26 protein-coding genes are annotated in these 26,387 nt (G+C 67.2%); 14 read left to right on the top strand and 12 right to left on the bottom strand.

Features of this window, described 5'->3' with window-relative positions:
- The first annotated feature begins 99 nt into the window (after positions 1-99).
- A complete protein-coding gene (locus QP045_RS18255; protein ID WP_422516432.1) occupies positions 100-1,992 on the top strand; it encodes a ribonucleoside-diphosphate reductase subunit alpha in 1,893 nt (630 codons plus the stop codon).
- Positions 1,993-2,162: 170 nt separating this feature from the next.
- Here QP045_RS18255 and QP045_RS18250 read toward each other — a convergent pair whose 3' ends face one another.
- Positions 2,163-2,441 (bottom strand): DUF2171 domain-containing protein, encoded by a 279-nt coding sequence (locus QP045_RS18250; RefSeq protein WP_422516431.1) that lies wholly within the window; start codon positions 2,439-2,441, stop codon positions 2,163-2,165.
- 56 nt (positions 2,442-2,497) lie between these two features.
- Here QP045_RS18250 and QP045_RS18245 point away from each other — a divergent pair, with 56 nt between their 5' ends.
- Entirely contained in the window at positions 2,498-2,698 is a 201-nt protein-coding gene (locus QP045_RS18245; RefSeq protein ID WP_422516430.1) for a hypothetical protein, read from the top strand.
- Between the two features lie 44 nt (positions 2,699-2,742).
- On the top strand, positions 2,743-3,795 hold the full coding sequence (locus QP045_RS18240; RefSeq protein WP_422516429.1) for a ribonucleotide-diphosphate reductase subunit beta: 1,053 nt from the start codon (positions 2,743-2,745) through the stop codon (positions 3,793-3,795).
- Between the two features lie 56 nt (positions 3,796-3,851).
- Here the strand turns inward: QP045_RS18240 and cueR are convergent, their stop codons facing one another.
- Entirely contained in the window at positions 3,852-4,244 is a 393-nt protein-coding gene (gene cueR, locus QP045_RS18235; RefSeq protein ID WP_422516428.1) for a Cu(I)-responsive transcriptional regulator, read from the bottom strand.
- Positions 4,241-6,577 (bottom strand): heavy metal translocating P-type ATPase, encoded by a 2,337-nt coding sequence (locus tag QP045_RS18230; RefSeq protein ID WP_422516427.1) that lies wholly within the window; start codon positions 6,575-6,577, stop codon positions 4,241-4,243. The genes cueR and QP045_RS18230 overlap by 4 nt, the downstream gene beginning before the upstream one ends.
- Positions 6,578-6,731: 154 nt before the next feature.
- Between QP045_RS18230 and QP045_RS18225 the strand changes: the two genes are divergently transcribed.
- From QP045_RS18225 to infA, 10 genes are all read left to right on the top strand, one after another.
- Positions 6,732-8,606: a copper resistance system multicopper oxidase gene (locus QP045_RS18225; protein WP_422516426.1), complete on the top strand. Its 1,875-nt coding sequence runs from the start codon at positions 6,732-6,734 to the stop codon at positions 8,604-8,606.
- Complete coding sequence (locus tag QP045_RS18220; RefSeq protein ID WP_422516425.1) at positions 8,603-9,538, top strand: copper resistance protein B; 936 nt, start codon at positions 8,603-8,605, stop codon at positions 9,536-9,538. Before QP045_RS18225 ends, QP045_RS18220 begins: the two co-directional genes overlap by 4 nt.
- Before the next feature lie 163 nt (positions 9,539-9,701).
- Positions 9,702-9,872: a hypothetical protein gene (locus QP045_RS18215; protein ID WP_422516424.1), complete on the top strand. Its 171-nt coding sequence runs from the start codon at positions 9,702-9,704 to the stop codon at positions 9,870-9,872.
- A 3-nt stretch (positions 9,873-9,875) separates the two neighbouring features.
- A complete protein-coding gene (locus QP045_RS18210; RefSeq protein ID WP_422516423.1) occupies positions 9,876-10,193 on the top strand; it encodes an antitoxin Xre/MbcA/ParS toxin-binding domain-containing protein in 318 nt (105 codons plus the stop codon).
- 21 nt (positions 10,194-10,214) lie between these two features.
- Positions 10,215-10,793 carry a hypothetical protein gene (locus tag QP045_RS18205; protein WP_422516422.1) on the top strand — a complete coding sequence of 193 codons (579 nt, stop codon included), beginning with the start codon at positions 10,215-10,217 and terminating at the stop codon, positions 10,791-10,793.
- 115 nt (positions 10,794-10,908) lie between these two features.
- Positions 10,909-11,151 (top strand): hypothetical protein, encoded by a 243-nt coding sequence (locus tag QP045_RS18200; RefSeq protein ID WP_422516421.1) that lies wholly within the window; start codon positions 10,909-10,911, stop codon positions 11,149-11,151.
- A 198-nt stretch (positions 11,152-11,349) separates the two neighbouring features.
- On the top strand, positions 11,350-11,997 hold the full coding sequence (locus QP045_RS18195; RefSeq protein WP_422516420.1) for a spermidine synthase: 648 nt from the start codon (positions 11,350-11,352) through the stop codon (positions 11,995-11,997).
- A gap of 474 nt (positions 11,998-12,471) precedes the next feature.
- Entirely contained in the window at positions 12,472-12,690 is a 219-nt protein-coding gene (locus tag QP045_RS18190) for a hypothetical protein (protein ID WP_422516419.1), read from the top strand.
- Between the two features lie 588 nt (positions 12,691-13,278).
- Positions 13,279-13,485, top strand: a complete 207-nt coding sequence (locus QP045_RS18185; protein ID WP_422516418.1) for a cold-shock protein — start codon at positions 13,279-13,281, stop codon at positions 13,483-13,485.
- A 2-nt stretch (positions 13,486-13,487) separates the two neighbouring features.
- Positions 13,488-13,748, top strand: a complete 261-nt coding sequence (gene infA, locus QP045_RS18180) for a translation initiation factor IF-1 (RefSeq protein ID WP_422516417.1) — start codon at positions 13,488-13,490, stop codon at positions 13,746-13,748.
- Positions 13,749-13,859: 111 nt separating this feature from the next.
- Here infA and QP045_RS18175 read toward each other — a convergent pair whose 3' ends face one another.
- The 9 genes from QP045_RS18175 to QP045_RS18135 all read right to left on the bottom strand — a co-directional run bounded on the left by QP045_RS18175 (position 13,860) and on the right by QP045_RS18135 (position 24,617).
- Positions 13,860-16,562 (bottom strand): glycosyl hydrolase 115 family protein, encoded by a 2,703-nt coding sequence (locus QP045_RS18175; protein WP_422516416.1) that lies wholly within the window; start codon positions 16,560-16,562, stop codon positions 13,860-13,862.
- Between the two features lie 150 nt (positions 16,563-16,712).
- Positions 16,713-19,025 (bottom strand): xanthine dehydrogenase family protein molybdopterin-binding subunit, encoded by a 2,313-nt coding sequence (locus QP045_RS18170; RefSeq protein WP_422516415.1) that lies wholly within the window; start codon positions 19,023-19,025, stop codon positions 16,713-16,715.
- The gene (locus QP045_RS18165) at positions 19,022-20,011 is read right to left on the bottom strand and encodes an FAD binding domain-containing protein (RefSeq protein ID WP_422516414.1); all 990 of its coding nucleotides are present in this window, start codon (positions 20,009-20,011) and stop codon (positions 19,022-19,024) included. The genes QP045_RS18170 and QP045_RS18165 overlap by 4 nt, the downstream gene beginning before the upstream one ends.
- On the bottom strand, positions 20,008-20,511 hold the full coding sequence (locus QP045_RS18160; RefSeq protein ID WP_422516413.1) for a (2Fe-2S)-binding protein: 504 nt from the start codon (positions 20,509-20,511) through the stop codon (positions 20,008-20,010). The genes QP045_RS18165 and QP045_RS18160 overlap by 4 nt, the downstream gene beginning before the upstream one ends.
- Positions 20,512-20,569: 58 nt before the next feature.
- Positions 20,570-21,001 (bottom strand): MarR family winged helix-turn-helix transcriptional regulator, encoded by a 432-nt coding sequence (locus QP045_RS18155; RefSeq protein ID WP_422516445.1) that lies wholly within the window; start codon positions 20,999-21,001, stop codon positions 20,570-20,572.
- Positions 21,002-21,085: 84 nt separating this feature from the next.
- Positions 21,086-22,060: a Tim44 domain-containing protein gene (locus QP045_RS18150; RefSeq protein ID WP_422516412.1), complete on the bottom strand. Its 975-nt coding sequence runs from the start codon at positions 22,058-22,060 to the stop codon at positions 21,086-21,088.
- A gap of 74 nt (positions 22,061-22,134) precedes the next feature.
- On the bottom strand, positions 22,135-22,461 hold the full coding sequence (locus tag QP045_RS18145) for a zf-TFIIB domain-containing protein (RefSeq protein WP_422516411.1): 327 nt from the start codon (positions 22,459-22,461) through the stop codon (positions 22,135-22,137).
- Between the two features lie 175 nt (positions 22,462-22,636).
- A complete protein-coding gene (locus tag QP045_RS18140) occupies positions 22,637-24,244 on the bottom strand; it encodes a GNAT family N-acetyltransferase (RefSeq protein ID WP_422516410.1) in 1,608 nt (535 codons plus the stop codon).
- A gap of 154 nt (positions 24,245-24,398) precedes the next feature.
- A complete protein-coding gene (locus tag QP045_RS18135; protein WP_422516409.1) occupies positions 24,399-24,617 on the bottom strand; it encodes a hypothetical protein in 219 nt (72 codons plus the stop codon).
- A 273-nt stretch (positions 24,618-24,890) separates the two neighbouring features.
- Between QP045_RS18135 and QP045_RS18130 the strand changes: the two genes are divergently transcribed.
- A complete protein-coding gene (locus tag QP045_RS18130; RefSeq protein WP_422516408.1) occupies positions 24,891-26,381 on the top strand; it encodes an MATE family efflux transporter in 1,491 nt (496 codons plus the stop codon).
- Positions 26,382-26,387 lie beyond the last annotated feature (6 nt).

Below are 26,387 nucleotides of genomic sequence, written 5' to 3'. Positions count from 1 at the left end.
TGAACGGTGCAGACGGCTCATCGAGGCTGATTGCGGCCGTGTTCGGCGACGCTACACCGGGTCCGACTGGACCCCGACAGACAACGGAACGAGGGCAGCATGGACTTCAGGGACAGCCAGGACAATCGCGCAGAGGATAGCACGAGCACGCTCGATGCCGCCGCGCCGGCCGCCGCTCGCGACAGCCGCTCGATCGCCCGCCCCTACCCGGTCGTGGTCGACCATTCGCGCGACGCACTGCTGACCGAATTCGGCAAGGAGACCCTGACCGACCGGTACCTGCTGCCGGGCGAGTCGTTCCAGGACATGTTCGTGCGCGTCGCCTCCGCCTATGCGGACGATGGCGACCATGCCCAGCGCATCTACGACTATATCTCGCGCCTGTGGTTCATGCCGGCGACGCCCGTGCTTTCCAATGGCGGCACCGGCCGCGGCCTGCCGATCTCCTGCTATCTGAACTCGGTCCCCGACAGCCTGGAAGGCATCGTCGAGACGTGGAACGAGAATGTCTGGCTGGCATCGCGCGGCGGCGGCATCGGCACCTATTGGGGCAACGTCCGCGGCATCGGCGAGCCGGTCGGCCTGAACGGCAAGACCAGCGGCATCATCCCGTTCGTCCGCGTGATGGATTCGCTGACGCTTGCGATCTCGCAGGGTTCGCTGCGCCGTGGGTCGGCGGCCTGCTACCTCGACATCTCCCACCCGGAGATCGAGGAGTTCCTGGAGATCCGCAAGACCTCGGGCGACTTCAACCGCAAGGCGCTGAACCTGCACCATGGCGTGCTGATCCCCGACGCCTTCATGGAAGCGGTGCGCGCCGGTGCCGAGTGGGAGCTCAAGAGCCCGAAGGACGGCTCGGTTCGCGGGACCGTGGATGCGCGCGCGCTGTTCCAGAAGCTGGTCGAGGTCCGCCTCGCGACCGGTGAGCCGTACATCGTGTTCTCCGACCATGTGAACTCGACGATGCCCAAGCATCATCGCGACCTGGGCCTCAAGGTTTCGACCTCGAACCTCTGCTCGGAAATCACGCTGCCGACCGGTACCGACCATCTCGGCAACGATCGCACGGCCGTGTGCTGCCTCTCCTCCCTCAACCTGGAAACCTGGGACGAGTGGAACGGCGACAAGCGCTTCATCGAGGACGTGATGCGTTTCCTCGACAATGTGCTGACCGACTACATCAAGAACGCACCCGACGAGATGGCGCGCGCGCGCTATTCGGCGGAGCGCGAGCGTTCGGTCGGCCTTGGCGTCATGGGCTTCCACAGCTTCCTGCAGGCACGCGGGCTGCCGTTCGAAGGCGCCATGGCCAAGTCGTGGAACCTCAAGATCTTCAAGCACATCAACGCCCAGGTGAACGAGGCGTCGATGCAGCTTGCGGTCGAGCGCGGGCCCTGCCCGGACGCCGCCGACATGGGCGTGATGGAACGGTTCAGCTGCAAGATGGCGATCGCGCCGACGGCGTCGATCTCGATCATCTGCGGCGGCACCTCTGCGTGCATCGAGCCGATCCCGGCGAACATGTACACGCACAAGACGCTGTCGGGCTCGACCGCGGTGAAGAACCCGCACCTGCAAAAGCTGCTGCGCGAAAAGTCGAAGGATTCGGACGCGGTCTGGAACTCGATCCTCGAGCATGGCGGCTCGGTCCAGCACCTCGACTTCCTGACGCCGGACGAAAAGGCCTGCTTCAAGACGAGCTTCGAGATCGACCAGCGCTGGCTGCTCGAACTGGCCGGGGACCGCACGCCTTACATCGACCAGGCACAGTCGCTGAACCTGTTCATCCCCGCCGACGTCGAGAAGTGGGACCTGCTGATGCTCCACTTCCGCGCGTGGGAGCTGGGCATCAAGTCGCTCTATTATCTGCGGTCGAAGTCGATCCAGCGCGCGGGCTTTGCCGGCGGCGTGGAGGCGGACAATACCCCGGTCGCGCCGAAGTTCGAGATCGGCGAGACCACCGACTATGACGAGTGCCTGGCCTGCCAGTAAGGCGGGGTCGCAACGGGCCGTTGATGCTCAAGGCGTCCCGGGAGCGGTTGCTCCGGGGACGCCCGGGATCCGCCTCTTGGGCCGATGGGGATGCAATGAACGCAGCCGCTGCCACGTTCGGAACCGCCGCACCGGCCCGCCGGATGCGGACCGCTGCGGCAGCGTCCGGATCAGACGGGATCGCCGTCCTCTTCCTCTTCGAAGGTGACCGCGACATCGGCGTTGGCGGACAGGCGGACCTTGTCACCCTCGACATCGGCGACCAGGCCGACGGAGATGAAATGGTGATGGCCGCTGTGTTCCCCGGCATCCACGCCCGCAATCTCTGCGGCACTGTCCTGCTTGGTCAGCTTGATGCGATCGCCCTGGACCTTGTCGACGGTACCGACATGCACGCCATCGGCGCCGATCACTTCCATGTGTTCCTTGATGGCCGACAGGTCTGCCATGGGGTATCTCCTTGGTTGGTGTCGGCGGATCAACGCACGTCGCAGCGGATGGTCGCATGACCTGGCAGGCGCTGATCATGTACGGCGTGTCACTCGTCGCAGGCGTTACCGGCGCCGTCCTGCTGCTGCGGCTGCGCACCGCCGGCAGCGAGGGTGCCGTCTACGCCTATCGGATCGCCGGGACGATGCTCGCCGCGCTCGGCCTGGTCCTCGCCATTTTCGCGTCGGCGCAATGGTCCTGGAACACCAATCCATGACCGCGCGCCGCGCCCGCCTTATTCAAGTTCCTGGAGTCTGACCCATGTCCCTTCTCGACGCCCGCAAGACCTACAAGCCCTTCGAATATCCCTGGGCCTATGAATATTGGAAGCGCCAGCAGCAGGTTCACTGGCTGCCGGAGGAAGTGCCGCTGGGCGAGGATTGCCGCGACTGGGCGCAGAAGCTGTCGGATCACGAGCGCAACCTGCTGACGCAGATCTTCCGCTTCTTCACCCAGGCCGATGTCGAGGTGCAGGACTGCTACCACGAGAAGTACGGTCGCGTGTTCAAGCCGACCGAGGTCAAGATGATGCTGACGGCGTTCAGCAACATGGAGACCATCCACATCGCGGCCTACAGCCACCTGCTCGACACCATCGGCATGCCGGAGAGCGAATATGGCGCCTTCCTCGATTATGCCGAGATGAAGGACAAGCACGACTATCTCCAGCAGTTCGGCGTCGACACCGACGAGGATATTGCGCGCACGCTGGCGATGTTCGGTGGCTTCACCGAGGGTGTTCAGCTGTTCGCGTCGTTCGCGATGCTGATGAACTTCCCGCGCTTCAACAAGATGAAGGGCATGGGACAGATCGTGTCGTGGTCGGTGCGCGACGAGAGCCTGCACTGCGAAGGCATCATCCAGCTGTTCCACGCCTTTTGCGCGGAGCGCCAGTGCCTGACCAAGGCGGTGAAGGACGACATTGCCGACCAGTGCCAAACGACGATCCGGCTCGAGGACAATTTCATCGACCTCGCGTTCGAGATGGGTCCGGTCAACGGCATGACGCCCAAGGAGATCAAGAAGTACATCCGCTACATCGCCGACTGGCGGATGGGGCAGCTGGGCATGAAGCCGATCTACATGATCGACGAGCACCCGCTGCCGTGGCTCACGCCGCTGCTGAACGGCGTCGAGCACGCCAATTTCTTTGAGCAGCGCGCGACCGAATATTCGAAGGGCGCGACCCGCGGCAGCTGGAACGAGGTCTGGGACAGCTTCGACAAGCGGCAGAAGGCCAAGGGCCCGGGGATCGCCAACGAGGATGTGAGCGAGAGCGACATGTTCTCGCAGTCCGGCATGGCCGCGGAGTAATCCGGGCCGCCAGGGTTACGGAAGGGGGCGTCGCGCTGCGGCGCCCCTTTTTCGTTTCAGGCGGGATCGGCGAGCCGGTCCAGGATCGGGCAGTCCGGGCGGTCGTCGCCGTGGCAGCGCTGGGCGAGATCGAGCAGCGTGCCGCGCATCTCCTCAAGCGCCTTTGCCTTGCGCCCCAGTTCCTCCGCGCGTGCGATCGCCAGCGCCTTCACGTCCGCGCTCGACCGGTGACGATCCTGCCAGAGGCCCAGGAGCGAGCGGATCTCCTCGATTGGGAACCCCAGGTCGCGGGCATGCGCCACGAACCGCAGTCGCGCGACGTCCGCATCGGCATAGTCACGATACCCGCTGTCGCGCCGCAGGGGCGCCGGGATCAGGCCAATCTTTTCATAATGGCGGATCATTCGCTGCGAGATGCCGCTCGCGTCCGCTGCCTGGCCGATGTTCATAGCCGCACTCCGTTGAGCCTCAGCGCGTTGGTGACGACCGCGAACGAGGACAATGCCATCGCCGCGCCTGCCAGCATCGGCGACATCAGGATGCCCGCCACCGGGTAGAGCACGCCGGCCGCAACCGGCACGCCGATGCCGTTGAACAGGAAGGAGAAGAACAGGTTCTGGCGGATGTTGTGCATCGTCGCCTTCGCCAGCCGCCGCGCACGCACCATCGCCGCGAGGTCGCCGCGGGTGAGCGTCATCCCGGCGCTCTCGATCGCAACGTCGGCGCCGGTCCCCATCGCCACGCCGACATCGGCGGCGGCAAGTGCGGGTGCGTCGTTGATGCCGTCCCCCGCCATCGCCACCGTCGCACCCCCGGCCTTGAGCTCGGCGACGATCCGCGCCTTGTCCTCGGGGCGCAGCTCCGCGTGGACGGTATCGATGCCGCCCACCTTGCGCGCCACCGCCTCGGCGGTGCCACGGCCGTCGCCGGTCAGCATCACGATTCGCAGACCCTCCGCGCGCAGTGCGGCCACCGCCGACGCCGCCGACTCCTTCACCGGATCGGCAACCGCGAGCAGGCCGGCGAGCCGTTTATCGACCGCCACCAGCATCACGCCCGCGCCTTCGTTGCGAAGCGTCTCTGCCCGCGCAGCCAGGCTCTGCGGATCGGCACCGGCCTCTTGCATCATCGCGGCATTGCCGACCGCGACCGCGTGGCCGTCCACCTGCGCCGCGATGCCCGCACCGGTGACGGAGCGGAAATCCTGCGCCCTCGCGAGCACGAGCCCGCGCTCGCGCGCCACGGAGACGACCGCATGGGCCAGCGGATGCTCGGACCCTGCCTCTGCCGCCGCGACCAGCGCGAGGAGCGCATCCTCCCCGATGCCGACCGCCTCGATCCCAGTCAGGCGCGGCTTGCCCTCGGTCAGGGTGCCGGTCTTGTCGATCACCAGCGTGTCGACCTTGTCGAGGGCCTGCAACGCCTGGGCATCCTTCACCAGCACGCCGGCCTGTGCCCCGCGGCCGGTGCCGACCATGATCGACATCGGGGTGGCGAGCCCAAGCGCGCAGGGACAGGCGATGATCAGCACCGCGATCGCGTTCAGCAGCGCGTGGCCGAAGCGCGGCTCAGGCCCGACGAAGTTCCACACCAGGAAGGTGACCGCTGCGATCGCCACCACCAGCGGCACGAACCAGCCGGAGACCCGGTCCGCCACCGCCTGGATCGGCGCGCGGCTGCGCTGCGCGGTCGCGACCATGGCGACGATGCGCGCGAGCACCGTGTCGGCTCCGACGGCGCGCGCCTCCATCACCAGGCTGCCGGTGCCGTTGACGGTGCCGCCGGTGAGCGCCGCACCGGCCTCCTTGGCGACGGGCGCGGGCTCGCCGGTGAGCATCGATTCGTCCACGGACGAACGGCCTTCGATGACCACGCCATCGACCGGTACCGCCTCGCCCGGGCGGACACGGAGCCGGTCCCCCGCGACGACGTCCGCAAGCGGCACCTCCGCCTCCCGCCCGTCTGCGCCGAGGCGGCGCGCGGTCTTGGGCGCAAGGTTCAGGAGGGCGCGGATCGCCCGGCCGGTGGCGGCGCGGGCGCGCAGCTCCAGCACTTGCCCCAGCAGCACCAGTGTCACGACGACGCCCGCCGCCTCGTAATAGACCGGCACGCTGCCGTGCACGCGGAAGGTCGGCGGGAACACACCGGGGGCCACCGTCGCGACCAGGCTGTAGAGGAAGGCGGCGCCGACACCGATCGAGACCAGCGTGAACATGTTGAAGTGGCGCGACTGCAGCGAGGCCCAGCCCCGCTCGAAGAACGGAAGCCCCGCCCACAGCACGATCGGTGCCGCCAGCGCCAGCTGCACCCAGGCAGACCACGCCTGGGGTACCAGCCGCCAGCCCAGCATGTCCGCGCCCATCGACACGGCAAGCAGCGGCACGGCGAGCACCGCCGACACCCATAGCCTGCGGGTGAAATCCACCAGTTCGGGGTTCGGGCCATCGTCCAGCGAGGGCGCCTCCGGCTCCAGCGCCATGCCGCAGATCGGGCAGGTGCCCGGCCCCTGCTGGCGGATCTCCGGATGCATCGGGCAGGTGTAGGTCGCGTCCGGCGCCGCCGTCGCCGGCGGCGCCGCGCCCAGGTACCGGTCGGGGTCGGCGACGAACTTGCCGCGGCAGCCGGCACAGCAGAAATGATAGGTGACGCCGTCATGGTCGGCGTGGTGCGCGGTTTTTGCGGGGTCGACCGTCATCCCGCACACCGGGTCGCGTGCGGTAGCGCCGCCGCTGCAACATGCCGCATGGTTCGGATCTGTGCCGTGCGCCTGGTGATCGTGCATCGAAACCTCCATCGCCCGCTCAGATAGGGGCTGACACCATGTCAGGGTCAAGGCCCGGTTTCCGCTTGACCCTGACACGGTGTCAGCTGCCATGCCGCGATCACGAGCTGGGGCTCGCCGGCCGCTATGTCGCGGCCGCACAAGGGTGAAGGACATGGGTCTGGTTCTCGATCGCCGCAATGTTCTGCGCGGAGCCACGCTTGCGGGCGGCGGCTTGGCGCTGGCCGCGTGGATGCCGGCATGGGCGCAGCCGGTGGCGACCGGCACCACCGTGCCAGAGCTTTCGGGCGAGGACATCACGCTGCGCATTCAGCGCCAGCCGATGACGATCGACGGCCGGCGCACGCGCGCGATCGGCATCAACGGCACCGTCCCCGCCCCGCTGCTGCGCCTGCGCGAGGGGCAGAAGCTGCGGCTGCACGTCCACAACGACCTGGATGTGGACAGCTCACTCCACTGGCATGGCCTGCTGCTGCCCGCGCAGTTCGACGGCGTGCCGGGCGTGTCCTTCCCCGGCATCCTCCCGCGCACGCACTTCACCTATGAATTCCCGATCGTGCAGTCGGGCACCTATTGGTACCACAGCCACTCGGGCTTCCAGGAGCAGATGGGCCTCTATGGCCCGATCATCATCGACCCGGCCGGGGCCGACCCGGTCGCATTCGACCGCGAGCATGTGCTGGTCCTGTCCGACCACAGCCGGGAGTCGCCGGATGCCATCTTCCGCAACCTGAAGGTCGAGCCCGGCTATTATAACCGGCAGCGTCAGACCCTTGCTGGCCTGGCCGGGGGCAAGGACCAGACGCTCAAGGACCGGCTGCACTGGGGCGCGATGCGCATGGATCCCACCGACATCGCCGATGTGACCGGCGACACCTACACCTATCTGGTCAACGGCCACGGTCCCCAGGACAATTGGACCGCGCTGTTCCGGCCGGGAGAGCGGGTGCGGCTGCGCATCATCAACGCCTCTTCCATGACGACCTTCAATGTCCGCATCCCCGGCCTGCCGCTGACGGTCGTGCAGGCGGATGGGCAGCATGTGCGCCCGGTCGCCGTCGACGAGCTGCAGATCGCGGTCGCCGAAACCTATGACGTCGTCGTCACGCCGCCGGACGAGCGAGCCTATACGCTGGTGGGGGAGAGTATCGACCGTTCCGGCATGGCGCGCGCGACGCTTGCGCCGCGCGCGGGCATGGCCGCCCCGGTTCCCCCGCTCCGCCCGCGCCCCGTCGCCACCATGAAGGACATGGGCATGGGCGACATGCAGCATGGGCCCGCTCGCGGCATCGATCCCACCGCCGAACAGAACGCCTCGGCACGGCTCGCGGCCACCCACGCACGGGACGCGCATTCTCCAGTGGCGGAGCAGGAGAACCACGTCGCTACAGACCATGCCGCCATGGGACACGCAGGGATGGATCACGCGGCCGCAGGGCACGCCCCGGCGCCGCACAGGATGGACCACGGCTCGATGGGGATGCGCGACTTCGCCAATGCGCCGCAGGTGGCGCGCGACCCCAGCGTGCAGACCATCGCGCCGATGCCCGTCGATCGTACCGGCGATCCCGGCCAGGGCCTGGAGGGTGTCGACCACCGCGTGCTTGTCTACCGGGACCTCGTCGCGCTCGAGCGGAACCCGGACGTGCGCGCGCCGGGTCGCTCGATCGAGGTGCACCTGACCGGAAACATGGAACGCTACATGTGGTCGTTCGACGGACTGCGCATGACGGACGCGATGGAGCCCCTGCCCTTCACGCTGGGCGAGCGGGTGCGGGTAAAGCTCGTCAACGACACGATGATGGGTCACCCGATCCATCTCCACGGCCATTTCTTCGAACTGGTCACCGGTCATGGCGGACACGCCCCGCGCAAGCATACGGTGCTCGTCCAGCGCGGCGGCACCGTCAGCTTCGACTTCACCGCCGATGCGATCGGCGATTGGGCGTTCCACTGCCACATGCTCTACCACATGGCGTCGGGCATGATGCGCGTCGTGAGCGTGCGACCGGCAGGAGGTGCAGCATGATCCGCGCGCTCCTGCTGGCCGCGAGCGCTGTGCTCGGGAGTGCGCCCGCGCTCGCGCAGCATCATGGCACGCACGACATGGCGCCCCCGCAGGCGCCCGCGCCCCAGCAATCCGCGCCCGACCCGCACGCCGGCCACCGGATGCCAGCACCTGCCGCGGACCCCGCGCAGCCGATCGGCACGGACCTTCCCGCGGGCAATGCACCGCCCCCGCCTGTGCCCAGCGACCGTTACGCCGATCGTTTCTTCCCGGCCGCCCAGATGGCGCGCGGCCACCACGCGATGATGCAGGAGGGCGGTGGCCAGCGCTACGGCCAGCTGCTGCTCAACCTCGCCGAGATCCAGGTCCGCAACGGTCGCGATGGCTATCGCTGGAATGGCGAGGCGTTCTTCGGCAGCGATATCGACCGACTGTGGATCAAGAGCGAGGGCGAAGGAGACTTCGGCGGCAACCCTGATCACGCAGAGGTGCAGGCGCTCTACTCGCGCGCCGTCGGTGCCTATTTCGACGTGCAGGCGGGCGTCCGCCAGGACCTTGGCGCCTCTCCCCGGCGCACCTACGCCGCGCTCGGCTTCGAGGGTCTTGCCCCCTCTCAGTTCCACACCGCGGGCGCGCTGTTCCTGTCGACGAAGGGCGATCTGCTCGCCCGGCTGGAGGGCTGGTACGACCAGCGTCTCACCCAGCGACTGGTGCTGCAGCCGCGCGCGGAGCTGAACTTCGCGGCGCAGGACGTGCCCGCGACACGCACCGGTTCGGGCCTCAGCGATGCCGACCTCAGCCTACGGCTGCGCTACGAACTGCGTCGCGAATTCGCGCCCTATGTCGGCATCGCCTGGACGCGCAAGGCAGGCGATACCGCTCGCTTCGCGCGGCAGGACGGGGAGAATGTCGAAGACACCAGCTTCGTCGCGGGTGTGCGCTTCTGGTTCTGACGACCTGCGCCGCCCCGCAGCATTTCAGGAACGTGCGTGGCACGCGCTTCTTTCATTTCGCTCCCGATACCCCATATAGGAAGCATCGGTGGCAACCCCGCTTTGTAGGCGCCGTCGACTGAGAGACGCAGGCGCTCTTGCTTACAAGGCCGGAGGCGCTCCGATGGATTTCAACTCTCTTCTTGCCGATCACCAGATCTCGCTGATGCGCGCCCGGGATGCGGAAGGTTCCGCCCGGTGCCGGCACCGCGAGGCAGCGACCGATCATGCCGTCCGCATCGAGGCGCTGAAGGCGCAACTCGGCGCCACCTTTCCCACCCTCGCTGCGAGCTGATCCATGACCGACACCCCGATTTCGACCCAGGATATTCAGGCCGATGGCGAGCAGCCGGCCGCAGAGACCAACAACCGTCCCAAGCGCAAGCAGTTCGTCAACCGCTACAAGTCGCCGCGCCTGTCCGCCGAGGAAGCGGATCGCCAGGGCCGGGTGACGCTGATGGCGTTCCGGATGCTCGGCGGACGCGACCAGGCGATGGACTTCCTCAACACCCATGATCCGGTGCTCGACGGCCGCCCGCTCGACCTCGCCGTCGCAAGTGCAGCCGGGTTCGAGGCGGTGGAACAGGCGATTGCCGGCCGCGCTGCTCAAAACTGATTCCCGCCTTCCCGTCGCGCCATGCAGACGATTCTTCCTAGTCAAAGCCCGCTCGCGCGGGCTGATGCCACGCTCCGATCGGGAGCGCGCTTCCTCGCGGCCGGGCTCCAGGCCGGAGGCGTCACCGGCGCGCGCCCTGCGCCGATCACCGGGCGCTTCCGTACCAAGGTCCTCGGCAACGGCCTGCGCGAGCTCGACCGCTTCCTGAACGTGCTGGTGGACGAAGTCGCAGTCGCCGGCGGGAGCCGCCCGGCCCCGACCGAGCGCAATACGGCGAACAAGCTGCGTGCGTTGCTTCCCCTTTTCGATCAGCCCGAAGGAGAGCACGCGAGGTTGCGCGCCTTGGGCCGGGCGCGCGACTGCCTGTTCTATTGCGGCGGGATGGTGACCCGCGGCGACGTCACCGGCTCGCGCTGGCTGACGGTCGGCTGGTCCGATGCCCTGGATCGCACGGGGCCGTTGCGCCGCTTTTCCGTCGGAGCGCCGCTCGTCATTACCGGCGAGGACGTGGCGGACATCTGCGGCTTTTATCTGTCGATCGCCGCGCGCCTGGCGGGCGGCCGACGCGAGGAACCGGTCGGAATTCTGTTGGCTGCCTGATACTTCGCGCGCGCAGCCCGTCGTGCAGCCTGCCTCATTTCGGTTCGGTTCGGCGGAACGCTTGCAACTTCTTGGGGCTCACATCGCTCTAGCATCGGCACGAGGGAGAAATGCAATGGGCCGATCCACCGGGACGGTCGCCGCAGGGCGACTTTCCCAGCGCGATATCGACATTCTGGGCATAGGACTCCACCGCCTGTACCCCGTGCGCGAGGCAGAAGGGTTCGACGATCTGCTAGCAGCGATCGACGAGGCGGACCGCTGCTGCGCGGGTCAACGCGGCGCATCCCGCGATGTCGAAGACGCCCCTTTTTCCGAAGCTGCGATTGCGATGGACGGCCGTCGGGCGCGCGCCTAGACGATTGTGTATCGGCAGGGGCTACCCGGCCGGGCGGTCTCGGCAAGCAGCAGAACGTCTTCGCTGACTTTTCGACTCCTGAACCACCTTTCGCAGCGCGCAGGCGCTGCCGGCCATCCCAGTATCAGGAGGCGTTCCATTCCCGAAGCGAACACATCGATTGCGTCTGGCGAGACCCGCTGGGGCAATGGCTCCCTGGTGGACACCGCCGACCTCCCCGGGGGCGGGCGCCTGCACCTCCTGCGCCGCGGCCAGGATTTCGAGATCCTGTTCGGCGAAGAGCAGCTGATGGGCAGCTGGGACAGCGAGTCCGAAGAGGCGCTGGCGACCATCGTGTGCGAACGCCTGGGCACGCGCGCCGGCCACTTGCTGATCGGCGGGCTCGGCATGGGCTTTACCCTTGCGGCCGCGCTGAAGGCGGCTCCGGCGGAAGCCTCGATTACGGTCGCCGAACTCGTGCCCAAGGTCGTTACCTGGGCGAAGGGGCCGCTGGCGCATCTGTTCGGCGAGTCGTTGAACGACCCGCGCGTCACCCTCACGATCCGCGACGTTTCGGACGTGATCGAGGACGCGCAAGCCGCGTTCGACGCGATCCTGCTCGACGTCGACAATGGCCCCGACGGCCTGATCCATCTCGCCAACGAGCGTCTCTACTGCAACTGGGGCCTTCGCGCGGCGCGCGATGCGCTGCGTCCCGGCGGCATTCTGGCGGTCTGGTCGGCCTATCCCGACCGGGTGTTCCACGACCGGCTCCAGAACGCCGGCTTTGCAGTCGAAGAAATTCGCATGGTCGCGGATGACGATGACGATCATCACTTCATCTGGCTGGCGACGAAGCCGGCCTGAACGATGAAACGGGGCCGCTTCCTGCTCCCGGCGGGAAGTCCCCGAATCCCTGCTTCATGTACTGGACACGAGCAGAGAAATATCCGCGCGTCGGGCTTATCTTGGCGTTCCGAAGGGTCTATATTCTCCAACATCGACGGCAACCACCATGTAGGCGCCGTCGGCTGAGAGACTCATCGTGCTCCCGCTTACAAGGACGGGACGCGAGATGAGGCCAGCCGGTCATCTTCTCCATCGCAAGCAACAGCCGCCGGTGCATCCGCATCCGGCGCATCGAGTGGCGCCCCGTTCTGACCCACCACATGAGGAGGGCTGGAATGGCCAAGGCACAAAAGCGGAGCACCAAAGAGCTCCGGAAACCCAAGCAGACTAAGGCGCCCAAGGCACTTGCGGCGAAGCCTTCGCTGAAGGGCACACCCGCCGCGGCTGACCGCGCCTGACCTCTGCTTCCGCCCCTCTCGACTGGAGAACATGATGACGAAGTTGGAAGAATATACGCTCAAGGCCGAAACCAGCCTTGCCGCAGCCGATGCCGCGACTAGCGAGCAGGACCGCGCCTTTCACCGCCGCGCCCACACGATCTGGCGCAAGCTGATCCGGGGCGTGGGCGAAGCGGAGGACCGCGCCGCGATGCAGGCGCCGCGCCGGATCCGCAAGGAAGACACGCGGCTCGCGACCGCCAAGGCGCGCTAGCAGCATCCGACGGGGAAGCGCCGCCGTCGCTGCGGCGTCTCTCCGCTGGAGCCTCAGCGAGGCAATCTGCCCGACGGGCAGGGAAAGATCGCGCCGACGCCGGCCGGCGCGATCCTCGCACTTCAAGGTTCCGGCCTGGAGACAATCAATGATGCAACACCGGCGGTGGACACAGTCCCACATCACAGAACTTCGCGGACGCGTGCAGATCGGCGAGGCCCTCGCGGAGATTGCCGGCGCCCTGGATCGTACGCCGGACGAGGTGACGGCCATGACGCGCCGGCTGCGCCTGCGCCCCACGATTGCCCCGGCGACTTAGGTCCGCCGCGGACTGGAAGCCGGCGGGCCAGCGATCCGGCGCTCCACAGGACCACGCCGGATTCCGGCCGATTACAGGCAGTTAATTGGCCCGAAATCGCTTTATCCGGAACTGCCCCTGTTAATTTCCGCCGCCTTGCCCTATATACGGGGTGCTACAGTCGCAAATCGACGGTTCTTGGTGCTTTGCGGCTCCTCTTTCCTTCTTTTCTAGCTTCTAAGCTCCGGCACGGGTTTTCCGGTCCGGAATCGACACGAAGGAATTTGAGTATGACTATCGGAACCGTAAAGTTTTTCGACGCCACCAAGGGCTATGGCTTCATTTCGCCGGAGACCGGTGGCAACGACGCATTCGTCCACATCAGCGCAGTGCAGGCTGCCGGCATGCAGACGCTCGATAAGGAGCAGCGCGTCTCCTACGAGCTCGAGCAGGACCGTCGCGGCAAGACCAGCGCAGTCAATCTGCAGGCCGCCTGAGCTTGGCTAAGGAAGCTACCCTTACGATGGAAGGGTTCGTGGACGAGATTTACCCGGACGGACGTTTCGGGGTGATGCTCGACAATGAGCATCGGATCATCGCCTACACCGCAGGCAAGATGCGGAAATTCCGCATCCGTTCGATCGTGGGCGACCGCGTCCACGTCGAAATGACGCCTTATGATCTGTCCAAAGGACGGATCATCTTCCGGGAAAAGCTGCCGGGGCAACCTGGCGGACCTAGGCGCTCCTTCCGCCGATAAGCTGCGGGGCAGAGCGAAACCCGCTCTGCCCCGACGCTCTGCCGCCCGGACCCCGGGCGGCGAGAAGGAATTGGACGTTCCCCGCCTGCACGCCGAGGGCCATGGCCCCGGTCAGGCGGGACGCCTGCCCCGCCGACCCGTGGCCCTTGTCCCCGACGGCACACTCCCCCCAGCCTTGATCGGCAACGGCCCGAGATAGCTCGGCGCCACCGGCACCGTGCTCAGCACCAGCTTTTGCAGCACGACATTGTCGTCCAGCCGCCAGACCTTCACCGTGTGCGGCCCCGCCGTGACGGGACCGAGGTCCGCCGAAAGCTGCACGGCGTTGTCGCGCACCGCCTGGCCCCAGCGCTTCTTGCCCGGTGAGTCCTCGGGCCCGCCGGTCGCTTCGAGCCGCGCCTGCAGCACCTGCACCGCGCCGCCGTCCAGCGACACACCGACTTGCACACCTTCATTGCCGTCGGTGCCGAGCGTCGGTGCAAGGTACAGCGTCGCGACCGCCGGCCCCGCCTTTGCCACCTGCACGTCATACTCCAGGCAGACGCTATCCTGCGGCGTGGTCGCCCGCTGGCCCTGCGGCAGGGCCACGACCGCGCCCGCCGTACGGCCGAGGTGCGGGATCTTCGTCCAGCGCAGCCCCTTGGCGTCGCGCGCGCGGGTGAAGTCCGGCGCCTCGACCGCGATGACACCCTCTGGCGCCGGCTTGGGCGCGACGAACTTGGGCTGCGGGCGGCGTTTCTCGTTCGGCGTGTCCCCGCCGACCCGCATGATGCTGGGCATTGTCTGCTGGGTGGGGTCGTTCCAGATCACATAGCTCATGTGGACCTGGTTCATCATCCCGTCCCACTTGCCGCCGTTGATCGAATGATACTGCTGGGTAAGTGCGCCGTCGCGACGGAAGCTCGTCTCCACCAGGTCGGCGAAATAGTTCGCGCGTGCGTCGTTGCTCGATGCGAGGAGCTTGTTCCAGGCGGCGCCATAATAAAGCCGGTAGAGGTTCGCCATCGCCGCGATCGGGAACTCGACGATCTGGTAATAGGCGTCGAGCTGGTCGGGACGCAGCCGGGCACGGGTTTGGAGCATGCGCGCCTCCAGCGCGTCCCACTCCGCGACGATCCTGCCGAACTCGCCGCCGTCCAGGCCCTCGGGCGTGATGCCGCCAAGCGGGAAGCTGTCCTGGTCCACGAGCTCCGGCTTCCGGCGCGCAGCATATTTGCTATAGGCGGTCATCATCTCGCCCACCGCGTCCGCATGCTCGGCACCAAAGGTCGCTGCGGCCCATGCTTGCGGATAAGCAGCAAGCGTTTCGGGCGTCATCGCCTCCGGATTCCACGCCATCGCGAGGAAGAAGCTCAGCGGATATTCCATCGGCTTGATATCGCCGACGTTGACGATCCACATCGACCGGACGTCACGCCGATAGGCGAGATCCATCTGCTGCCAGACCTTCTCGATCTGGTTGGTATTGATCCACTTGTAGTTCCGCGGCCCCCCGACATAGTCGAAGTGATAATACATGCCGTAGCCGCCGCTGCGGGGCGCCGCGCCCATGTCGGGCAGGCGCCGCACCTGCCCCCAGTTATCGTCGGCGAACAACAGGGTGACGTCGTCCGGCACCTTCATGCCGTGATCATAATATTCCTGCACTTCCTTGTAGAGCGCCCACACCTGGGGAGTCTCGCTCGCCGGCCGGCCGGTAACGTCGGCGATGATGGCCCGCTGATCGGTCACCACCCGCTCCAGCAGCGGAATCGCGGTGCCTTCTGCCATGGCCTCGTCGCCGTCGCCGCGCATGCCGACCGTCACGACGGACTCATACCGTTGGCCGCCGCCCTTCGACATCATCCGCTCAATGCCGCCGCGCCAGAATTTGCGCAGGTTGTCGGTGTTCTTGGTGTAGTCCCAGGGACCGCCGGTGACACCCTTGTCCTTTTCGCGGTGCCATTCGTCGTGCGCCCGCAGCATCGGCTCGTGATGCGAATTGCCCATCACCACGCCCATCGCGTCTGCGAGCACCATGTTCTGGGGATCGTCGGCGGCGAACGCGCGCGGCGCCCACATCGCGGGCCACAGGTAATTGCCTTTCATGCGCAGCATCAGTTCGAACACATGGGCGTACATCTTGGAATTGACGCCGCCGAACTTCTTTTCGGCCCAGCCGCTGAGCGCGGGCGCCTCGTCGTTGATGAAGAAGCCGCGATAGCGCACCCGAGGCTGATCGCGGCGCGAGCCCGCCGGGATGTAGACGTCGCGCCGACGCGCGACCGGCACGTCCGCAAACCAGTGCCAGGGGGATACGCCCATCCGCTCGGAAATGTCATAGGTGCCGAACACCGCACCGCGGCGGTCAGAGCCGACGATCACCAGTGCACGGGGCACGCCGGGCAAGGGATTGTCCACCACGATCTGGCGGAAGGCTTCCCATCCGCCGCGAATATCGGCTGCATCGATCTTGCCCGCAGCCGCAAGCGCATCGAGCACCGGGCTCTGGCCCAGCACGCCGATCACGACCAGCGGTCCGCGCGCGGCAGCGGCATCCCCTTCGATCAGTTGCGGGCGGGCACCGCTCACGCGCTCCAGATCGGCGGCAAAACCGGTGGCGGCATGGCGCACGGCCGAATCCGCCTGTGCGTCGATCAGCACGGTTGCGGGAGCACCGCCGACGATGAGGGGAAAGGCAGTCCGTCGATCGAGCACCGCGCCACGCTGGGCCGATGCGAACACCGGCGCGGGCAACAGCATCAGGGTCCCTGCCCATGCCGCCCCGCCCATGAGCGTCCGGCGCGTGACAGTCGTACCTGTGCCTGAAGCCATTCCATTCTCTCCCAACAGCGGCGGTGCGACGTCTCAGAGGGTCGCATCCGGCCAGATGCTGATATCGCTACCATGCATCCTGGGAGGGTTGAAGGCGCATTCCCGGTTTAAATGGCGCCACTGCCGAGCGAACAGAGGCGGTCGCCGCGGCTAGAGCAGCTTGTCGAGCGTGATCGGCAGGTCGCGCACGCGCTTGCCCGTGGCATTGAACACGGCATTCGCCACTGCTGCCGCGACGCCGGTGATGCCGATCTCGCCGATGCCGCGAGCGCCGAGGGGAGAGCGCGGGTCCGGGATGTCGGTCCACATCACCTCGATTTCCGGCACGTCCAGGTGCACGGGCACGTGATAGTCGGCGAGGCTGGGGTTCATGATGCGACCGCTGCGCTCGTCGAACAGCGTCTCCTCGGTGAGCGCCAGCCCCAGCCCCATGATCATGCCCCCGCGAAACTGGCTCGCGGCGGTGCGGGGATTGAGGATCCTGCCGCAATCGAACGCACCCAGCAGGCGGTCGACCCGCACCTCCCCGGTCACGTCGCTCACCCGCAGTTCGCAGAAGATTGCCGAGGTGCTGTGCATGGCGAATTTGAGCATCTCGAGCGGGGCCGGGCCCGATGCGGTGACCGACACAGCGTCGCGATTGGCCCGCGCGAAGATCGACCGGAACGTCTCGTGCCGCGCGGGCTCGGCAACGCTGGCCAGCCCTTCGCGCTCGAACCGCACTTCCGCCGCGCGCAAGCCGGCGAGCGGGCTGTCGTTGCCGGCGGTCCGAAGCACCTCGCCCACAAGCTTCTCGGCCGCGACCTGGATCGCCCCGGCGATCGAGGCGGTCTGCGCCGATCCGCCCGCCATCGACGCTGCCGGAAGATCGGAGTCGCCGGTCTCCACGTTGACTGCGGCGAGCGGCAGGCCGAGCCGATCGGCGGCATGTTGCGCCTGCACGGTCGAAGTGCCCATGCCCATCTCCTGCGCGGAACAGGCGACGGTCGCGGTGCCGTCGCGGCGCAGTGTCAGGCGCACGCTGGAACCGGGCATGCGCACATAGGGGAAGCTGCCGCTGGCACAGCCCATGCCGAGGCGCCACTCGCCATCACGACGGGTCCCGGGTTCCGCCGTCCGCCGCTCCCAGCCGAAGCGCGCGGCGCCATCCGCCCATGCTTTTTCCGGCGCATGCTGGGAAAAGGCGACGCCCGACACTGGGTGCTTGTCGGGCAGGTTGCGCAACCGCAGTTCCATGGGGTCAATCGCCATCATATGGGCCAGTTCGTCGATCGCGCTTTCGAGCGCGAAGCTGCCGATCGCTTCCCCGGGCGCCCGCATATAGGTGTTGGGGACGACCGCCATGTCGATATGACGCTGCAGGATCTCGAAGCTCTTCGAACGATAGGCAGCCCGGCTCCCCAGCGTGTACGCCTCGGGCGAGCAGCCATAGGGCGGCATCACCGAATAGCCGGTGTGGATCAGCGCGGTGAAATTTCCGTCGGCATCGGCGCCGATCGCGACCCGCTGCTCGCTCGGCGACCGTCCGCCGACCATGCGGTACACGCCCTCCCGCGTCAGCATCAGGCGCAGCGGGCGATCGACCATCCGTGCCGCCGCCACGGCCACGATCTGATGGTCCCACAGCCCTTTCCCGCCGAAGCCGCCACCGACGAACGGCGACAGCACCCGGACATGCTCGCGCTTGAGCCCGAAGAGCTTGGCGAGCGCCGCTGCTTCGGAGGCGATCATCTGGCTCGCGTCGTACACGGTCAGCCGGTCGCCCTTCCACAGGACCGTGACGGCGTGCAGCTCGATCGCATTATGGTTCTGCCACGGCGTCCGATACGAATTGTCGACCCGAAAGGGCGCGTTCGCCAGTTCCCGCTCCGCCCGCCCCACCGAAAGGTGGTTGCGGTCGATGAGCAGCGAGGGCCGCACGCGCGGCGTTTCCTTCGCATGTTCGAATCGGGTCTCGGCAGGCGCCTCTTCATAGTCGATCGCGAGCAGGGTGGCGGCGTGATCCGCCTGTTCCTGCGTCTCGGCGATGACGGCCGCCACGACCTGCCCGTTATAATGGATCTCCGCATCCTGCAGGATCGGCAAGCTGCTGTTTCCCACCGCGGACAGATCGGTAACGCCGGTCAGTGCAGGGCTGCTGATCCGCGGCATGTTGTGGTGGGTGATGACGCGGATCACACCCGGCGCCTGCTCCGCCACACTCGCGTCCAGCCGCGTGATCCTTCCCCGCGTGATCGTGCTGTGGACGAGCGCGGCATAGCAGAGCCCCTCCAGCGCGACTTCCGCCGCAAAGCGCGCCTCGCCGCGCACCTTGTCGGGGCCGTCGATCCGGGTCGCCTGCCGCCCGACCTCGCCACGCTGCGTGATCAGCGGGTCGGGCGTACCGCCGGGCAGCCACCCGGCCGGCACCCAGCCGATCGCGGTCCGGACGGATTCGACGATGAGGTTCTGCGTCCTGCTCATGCCACGCTCCCGCTCAGTTCGGAGAGGAGGGCGACGAGCGTTCGCCTCGCCAGCTCGATCTTGAAGCCATTGTCGGCCAGCGGCACCGCATCGGCCAGTTCCGCCGCGGCAGCGCTTGCGAACGCCTCAGCGGAGGCCGGGCCGCCGCGCAGCGCCGCCTCCGCGCGCAGGGCACGCCACGGCTTGTGGGCTACTCCGCCCAGGGCGATGCGCACGTCCGCCACCCGGTCGCCATCAAGCGTCAGGCCCGCCGCCACCGATACCAGCGCAAAGGCGTAGCTCGCCCGGTCGCGCACCTTGCGATAGGTGGATCTTGCCGCGACGTCGGAGGGCGGCAGCGCAACTGCGACGATCATCTCGCCGGGTTCCAGCAGCGTTTCCACATCGGGCCGGTCGCCCGGCAGCCGGTGAAACTCGGTGACGGGCACCACGCGAACACCGCCGCCGGCGCCGGCGATATGGACGCGCGCATCCAGCGCCGCCAGCGCGACGGCCATGTCGGACGGATGGGTCGCGACGCATGCTTCGGACGCGCCCAGGATCGCGTGATAGCGGGTGAAGCCGCCGATCGCGTCGCAGCCGCTGCCCGGAACCCGCTTGTTGCAGCGGGATGCGGCCGCATCGGCGAAGTACATGCAGCGCGTCCGTTGCAGCAGGTTACCGCCGGTCGTCGCCATGTTGCGGATCTGGGCGGACGCGCCCGCCAGGATCGCGCGCGACAACATCGGATAGCGGGTGCGAACCAGCGGATGCGCGGCGACCGCGCTGTTGCGTGCGGCGGCGCCGATCATCAGCCCGGCGTCCGCGCTCTCTTCGATCAGGCCGGGCAGCCCCGAGACGTCGACGAGCGCGCGCGGATGCTCCACCCCCTTTCGCATCAGGTCGACCAGGTTCGTGCCGCCGCCCAGCAGCCGATGGTCGCCGCCCGCGATCTGCTGCAACGCCTCCGCGGTGCTGCCGGCGCGGGCGTAGGAGACGGGGGTCATGCTGCCTGTTCCGCGGCGACCGACAGGATCGCGTCGATAATGCCATTGTGCGCGCCGCAGCGGCACAGGTTGCCGCTCATCCGCTCGCGCACCTCGTCCCGCGAGAGCGCGACTGCACCCGGGGCGAGATCGCGAGTGACATAGCTCGGCATCCCCGCCTCGATCTCCGCCAGCATCGCGGTGGCGGCGCAGATCTGGCCCGGGGTGCAATAGCCGCATTGCAGCCCGTCATGCTCCAGGAACGCCTGTTGCAGCGGATGCAGGCCGTCGGCACCCAGACCCTCGATCGTCGTCACCGCCCGCCCGTCGGCCTGGACCGCCAGCGTCAGGCAAGACAGCACCCGCTGCCCGTCGATCAGCACCGTGCAGGCGCCGCACGCGCCCTGGTTGCAGCCGACCTTGGTCCCGGTGAGGTGAAGTTGCTCCCGCAGCAAGTCGAGGAGCGAGGTGCGCGCGTCCTGGGGAGGTTCGACGTCCGCCCCGTTGATGTTGATCGCCATGCAGTCACTCCCGGTGACGGAGCTAGAGTGGCCAAGGGTACAGCGAACTTCGTACTATTCAAGCTTCGTCGCGTACGATCTTCTCGATCAAGGCAATAAAGGCATGTTGTTCGTCGGTCGTAAGCGGCTCGAGCATGCGAAGATACATCGCGTGATAGGCCGACTGCAGCGCATTGACGCGTGCCTGACCCTGGGGCGTCAGCCGCAGCGCGACGGCGCGGCGATCCTGCTCCGGCCGCTCGCGCTTCAGCAGGCCGGCTTTCGCCAGACGGTCGGTCGCCGAGGAGATGGTGGTATTCGCCACACCCAGAAAACGGGCGACGTCAGTCGGTCCGCAGCCATCATTCTGCGCGACGTAGAACAACACCTGCTTGTCGACTTCGTTGAGGGGCTTCACCGGCCCCAGCGCCTCGGCCAGCTTGTAGCGGCGGGTGAAGACGTCGAAGGCGGCGCCGAGCGCGGCAAGCTGGTCAACGGTCGGCGTGGTCATGGCCACCGCATAAACCGGGCGCGCCCGGCATGGCCAGTCGATTGCGCGGCGGGAGCGGCGCTGGGCCGCTCCCGCCCGTCGCGATCAGGCCTCCTGCACGGCCGACAGGCGCCAGGAACCGTCGGTATCGCGCTTGAAGGTCCACAGCTCGGTCACCTGCGTCGGGCGATCGGGGTTGCCCTCGATCACGGCGCCGGTGGTGCGGTCGCGCATCACGTCGATGCTCTCGTAGCGCATGGCGATGGTCGCATAATCGTCCGCGCCCTCGCTCCAGGCCTCCGCAACCTCGGCGTCGAGCAGCTGGGTGCCGCTCACTTCGTTGCGACGGCCGCTGGTGGCGTTCTGGCCCAGTTCCTCGGCGAAATAGGACATCACCTCCGGCGTGGTCCGCTCCCGCAGGCGCGCATAGTCTTCCTTGCCGAACGCATCCTGCACTTCGACGAGCAGGCGCTCGAACGCCGCACGGTCCGCATCGTCGATCGGAAGGTCGCCGCCGGTGGCCGCTGCAGCGACCGGCGCAGCCGAAAAGCCGCGCGACGGGGCCGGGGTGAAGTCCTGGCGCGGCGCCATGTTCGCAAACTGCGACGGCATCGCCCCGCCGTGCGCACCGGCCATCGCGGGCGCCTGGCCCTGGCGACGACGGAACATGCGGATCAGAAGGAAGGCCGCACCACCGATCAGCGCCACCTGCAGCAACGCCATCAGCATGCCCGACCCGGCGAGCGAGCCCAGACCACCGCCGAGCAGGGCACCGATGAGGCCGCCAGCGATCAGGCCGCCGATCAGGCCCTTGGCCATGCCGCCACCACGGTTCGCCGGCGCGGTCCGTGCGGACTGGGCCGCGGCCGGGTTCGCCGACTTCTCGGTCATCGAGCGCTGCACCGGGGCGCTCTGCCGGGGTGCGACCTGGGTCTTGGGCGGCGCCTGAAAGGTGCGCGCGCCACGGCTGCCGAAGCTGCCGCCACGGCGGGCGTCGGCCTCATGCGGCACGGTCAGCATCACGACGGCGGAGAGCCCAAGGGCGATCGCCCCGAGATTTCCAGTGTTGAAGCGGCTCATCTAGGATCCTTAAACAACGTAGTACGGTGGGTCTTGGCGGCGGGTTGCCGGTACGGCGGGGGCGAGGAGCGACCTTAGTCGAACAGCTCCTCCAGGAAGGATTTGCGCCGCTTGTAGTGCTTGTGGGGCTTGCCGTAGCCGCCCTGATACCCGGCTTGCGGCGGCTGCTGCCATGCGGACTGCTGTGGCGGCTGCGGCCACGCAGACTGCTGTGGCGGCGGGGCCTGCGGAGACATGGCTCCTATCTCGGCCGCGGAGCGTTCCAGGATCTTGTCGAGTTCGCCACGATCCAGCCAGACGCCCCGGCACTGCGGGCAATAGTCGATCTCGACGCCCTGGCGTTCGCTCATCACGAGCGGCACCCGGCAAATCGGACACGGCATTCCAGCGGCGGTAGTCATCGCAAGCTCCACGGTTCCTGGGCCGGCCGCAGATTTGCAGGAGTGCCGGGCCCGATCTCATCGCGGTCCGACATCACATCCACAGGGTGGTTGTCAGAGGGGCCCGGCCCGCATCCCTAAACTGGGGAAAAATCGCGCGAAGTTCAAGGGCCGTGACGACTCCCCGCCGCAGCCGTCAGCCGCCCCCCGGTGCCTTGGTCCCACGCGGCCGCGTTTCCTGCGGTGCCGCACCCTCAGGATCGCCCTTTTTCCAGTCGACGCGATACAGGTCGAAACGCCGATCAGAGAGGTTGCGCACCGTCCCTTCCGCCCGTGCCCAGGTGAGATCGGCCAAGTTGACGTCGGCGATCGTCAGCGTCTCGATGTTCTCGCTCGCCTCGGCCGCGATCCCGTCGCGCGCGAACGGGAAGTCGCACGGCGTCAGGATGCAGGACTGGGCATATTGGATGTCCATGTTGTCGACACCCGGCAGGTTGCCGACGTTTCCGGACAGCACGACGAAGCACTGGTTCTCGATCGCCCGCGCCTGCGAGCAATAGCGCACGCGCATATAGCCCTGGCGGTTGTCGGTGCAGAACGGCACGAAGATGATCCGCGCCCCCTGATCGACCAGCCGGCGGGCGAGCTCCGGGAACTCGCTGTCATAGCAGATGAGTACGCCGACAGGACCGATGTCGGTCTGGATGACATCGACCGCGCTGCCGCCCTTGATCTTCCACCAATAGGCTTCGTTGGGGGTCGGGTGGATCTTTTCCTGGGCATGGACCGATCCGTCGCGCAGGCAGACATAGGCAACATTCTGGATGCTGCCGTCCTCAACCCGGGTGGGATGCGATCCGCCGACGATGTTGATGTTGTAGCGCAGCGCCATGCGCGAAAGCTCCGCGACGATCGGCGCGCGATATTCGGTCATCCGGTCGATCGCCTCCATCGGCGACAGCGTCTCCGGCTCGAACGACAGCAGCGGCATCGTGAACAGTTCCGGAAATACCACGAAGTCGGAGCGATAGTCGGCGGCGACGTCGACGAAATATTCGACGTTCTTCACGAACTCCGCGAAGTCCTTGACCGCGCGTGCCTGAAACTGGACGGTTGCCAGCCGAACGCTCTCCACGTCGCGAGGGACGCGGAAGGCGGGCGGCTCATTGGGATCGACATAGGGATTTCGCCACACCATGTGCGCGGCAAACCCGTCCGACGCCTTGTCGAAAGGAAGATATCGCGGCAGCACGCCCACCGGCGTGAACCCGTTCGCGAGCTGAAAACCGATCACCTGGTCGCGGAACTCGCCCGCGCGTACCCGCGACAGATAGTCCTCCGGGCCGTTCACCTTCGACTTCACCCGCGCATAGCCGGGCATGCGCCCGCCGAACACGATGCCACGCAGCTCAAGCCGCTCGGCGAGCGCCCGGCGCGCTTCGTACAGCCGCTTGCCGATGCGCAGCCCGCGGCGGCGCTCGTCCACCGCCATCTCGATGCCGTACAGCCAGTCCCCGGTCGGATCGTGGCGGCTGCCAAAGCCGTTGCCGGTGATCGTCGCCCAGTCGTGCGGCGAAAGCGCGACGCCCTCGTCGATGCGGGAAGAGGCGCAATAGCCCACTACCTTGCCTTCGAAGACCGCGACGAATTGCCCCTCGGGGAAATTGTTGATCTGGCCGCTGATCTGGGCTGGGCTGTAATTGGCAATGCCGGGATAGGCACGAGCGATCAGCGCCAGGATCTCGGGGACATCGCTCGGCACAGCGGTGCGTACTTCCAGAGTGGCGGGCTTATTGCTCGGCATCGTGCATTCCTGTTTTTTCATTCAGCGCCGGCGGGCGCGTCCGGCAGTTCCGGACGCCGGCGAGCAGGCAACGCCTCGCTCGCCGGGCAGTTTCGCGCATAGGGGTGCAGGCGCCGCCGCCGAAGGCGTGCGCCGGCCGCATGCGCGGTCCTTGTTACATCGCACCCATGCGCGTCGGCGTCCGCAGGACGGTGCCGGTAATCACCTTGGAGCCATAGGCTTTGGCGATGATCGCGGTATCGGCGGCGTTGTTCATCACGACGCGGGTGCCGCCGGAATGCAGCGCCTCGATTGCGCTGATCGGCACCTTGCGCTTGGCGCAGGTCGCGATGACGTGGTCTAGCGTTGCTTTGACATTGATCGCTCTGGACATTGGACGCTCCGCTAGAGGCCGCCGGCGTGGCCATGCCCACCGACAGCAGAAGAGGCGGGCACCGAGGCACCCACCGGCCTGGCCGTGGCTTGAAGGGAAAAGGGAGAAGCCGACGGCGACCCAGGTCCGCCGCACGTCACGTCAGCGCCCTGTATGTAGGAACTCCGGTCGCAATTGAAAGGCCGGAGCCAAAACGCCCGCCGCCGGAGGCTTGAGGGAACTCGTGCTCTCACGCCGGGTTCGGGCCGGGCGGGAAGTTTGCAGTGGAGCAGCATGGAACGGACGGATCAGCCCAGGAACCGACATGCGCAGCCCGTCCGGGACCTGACCAAGGGTCCGATCACCCGCACCCTGCTCCTGTTCTCGCTTCCCGTGATGGGCGGGAACGCGCTCCAGTCGCTCAATGGCAGCGTCAACCAGTTCTGGGTGAGCCACTCGCTGGGCGTCACCGCGATCACCGCGATCGGCAACGCCAATGTGGTCATGATGCTGATGCTCGGCGCGATCTTCGGCGTCAGCATGGCGGCCAACATCCTGATCGGGCAGAGCGTGGGCGCGAACGACATCCCGATGGTGAAGAAGGTGATGGGCACCTCGATCACCTTCTTCGCCGGACTTGCGCTGGCGGTGGCGGCGCTGGGCTATACGCTGTCGCCCCATATCCTCGCGATGATGGGCACCCCGGCGGAGTCGGTCGCGGAGGCCGAGGCCTATCTGCGGATCGTGTTCCTTGCGATGCCGTTCCTCTACTTCTTTACCTTCCTGCAGATGGCACAGCGGGGCATCGGCGACAGCCGGACGCCCTTCTACTTCATGCTGCTGGCGGTCGTTCTCGACATCCTCCTGAATCCGATGCTGATCCGCGGGCTCGGCCCCTTCCCCCGCCTGGGCATCGCCGGATCCGCGACCTCGACCCTGCTCGGGCAAGGCACCAGCCTCATCTGCCTGGTCATCCTGCTGTACCGCCGCGGCAGCCCGCTGATGCTGCGTCCATCCGAGCTCTATCTGCTCAAACCCGATGTCGAGGTCATGAAGACGCTGGTCCTGCGGGGTCTCCCAATGGGAATGCAGATCCTGGTCGTTTCCGGGGCGGCGATGGTCATGATCGGCTTCGTCAACAGCTACGGCGCCGTCACAGCCGCGGCCTATACCGCCGCGTCCCAGGTGTGGACCTATGTCCAGATGCCCGCGATGGCGCTGGGTGCTGCGGTATCGTCGATGGCGGCGCAGAACATCGGTGCCGGCCGCTGGGACCGGGTATCGCGGATCGCGCGCTCGTCGGTCGTCAGCGGGCTGGTGATCACGGGCGCAGTCGCAGTCGTGATCTATCTGCTCGGCGATACCGTGCTCCACATCTTCCTGCCGCCGGGCTCGGTCGCGCTGCCGGTCGCACGCCACATCAACGGCATCGTGCTGTGGTCGTTCGTGCTGTTCAGCGTCACCTTTGCGCTTTCGGGCGTGGTCCGCTCGACCGGCGCCGTCTGGCCGCCGCTCGTGATCCTGATCGTATCGATGTTCGTGATCCGGATCCCCTTTGCGGACCTCCTGATCCCACGCCTGGGCGCGGACGCGATCTGGTGGAGTTTCCCGCTGGGCACGATCACGGCCAGCACCCTGACCGCGCTCTATTACTTCTTCGGCAACTGGCGGCAGACGCACATGCTCGAGCGGCGGCCGCCGCAAGGCCAGTCGGCGGATGTCGGCATGGCGACCCCGGCAATGGAGACAGACCGCGAAGAGCGCCGATCTCTGGCCAATAGCTGAGCGCGA

This window comes from Sphingomonas sp. 3-13AW, from assembly GCF_049311085.1.
Lineage (GTDB): Bacteria > Pseudomonadota > Alphaproteobacteria > Sphingomonadales > Sphingomonadaceae > Sphingomonas.
Note: the sequence above shows the minus strand (reverse complement) of the source record. Positions and strands in the feature narration are given on the sequence as shown.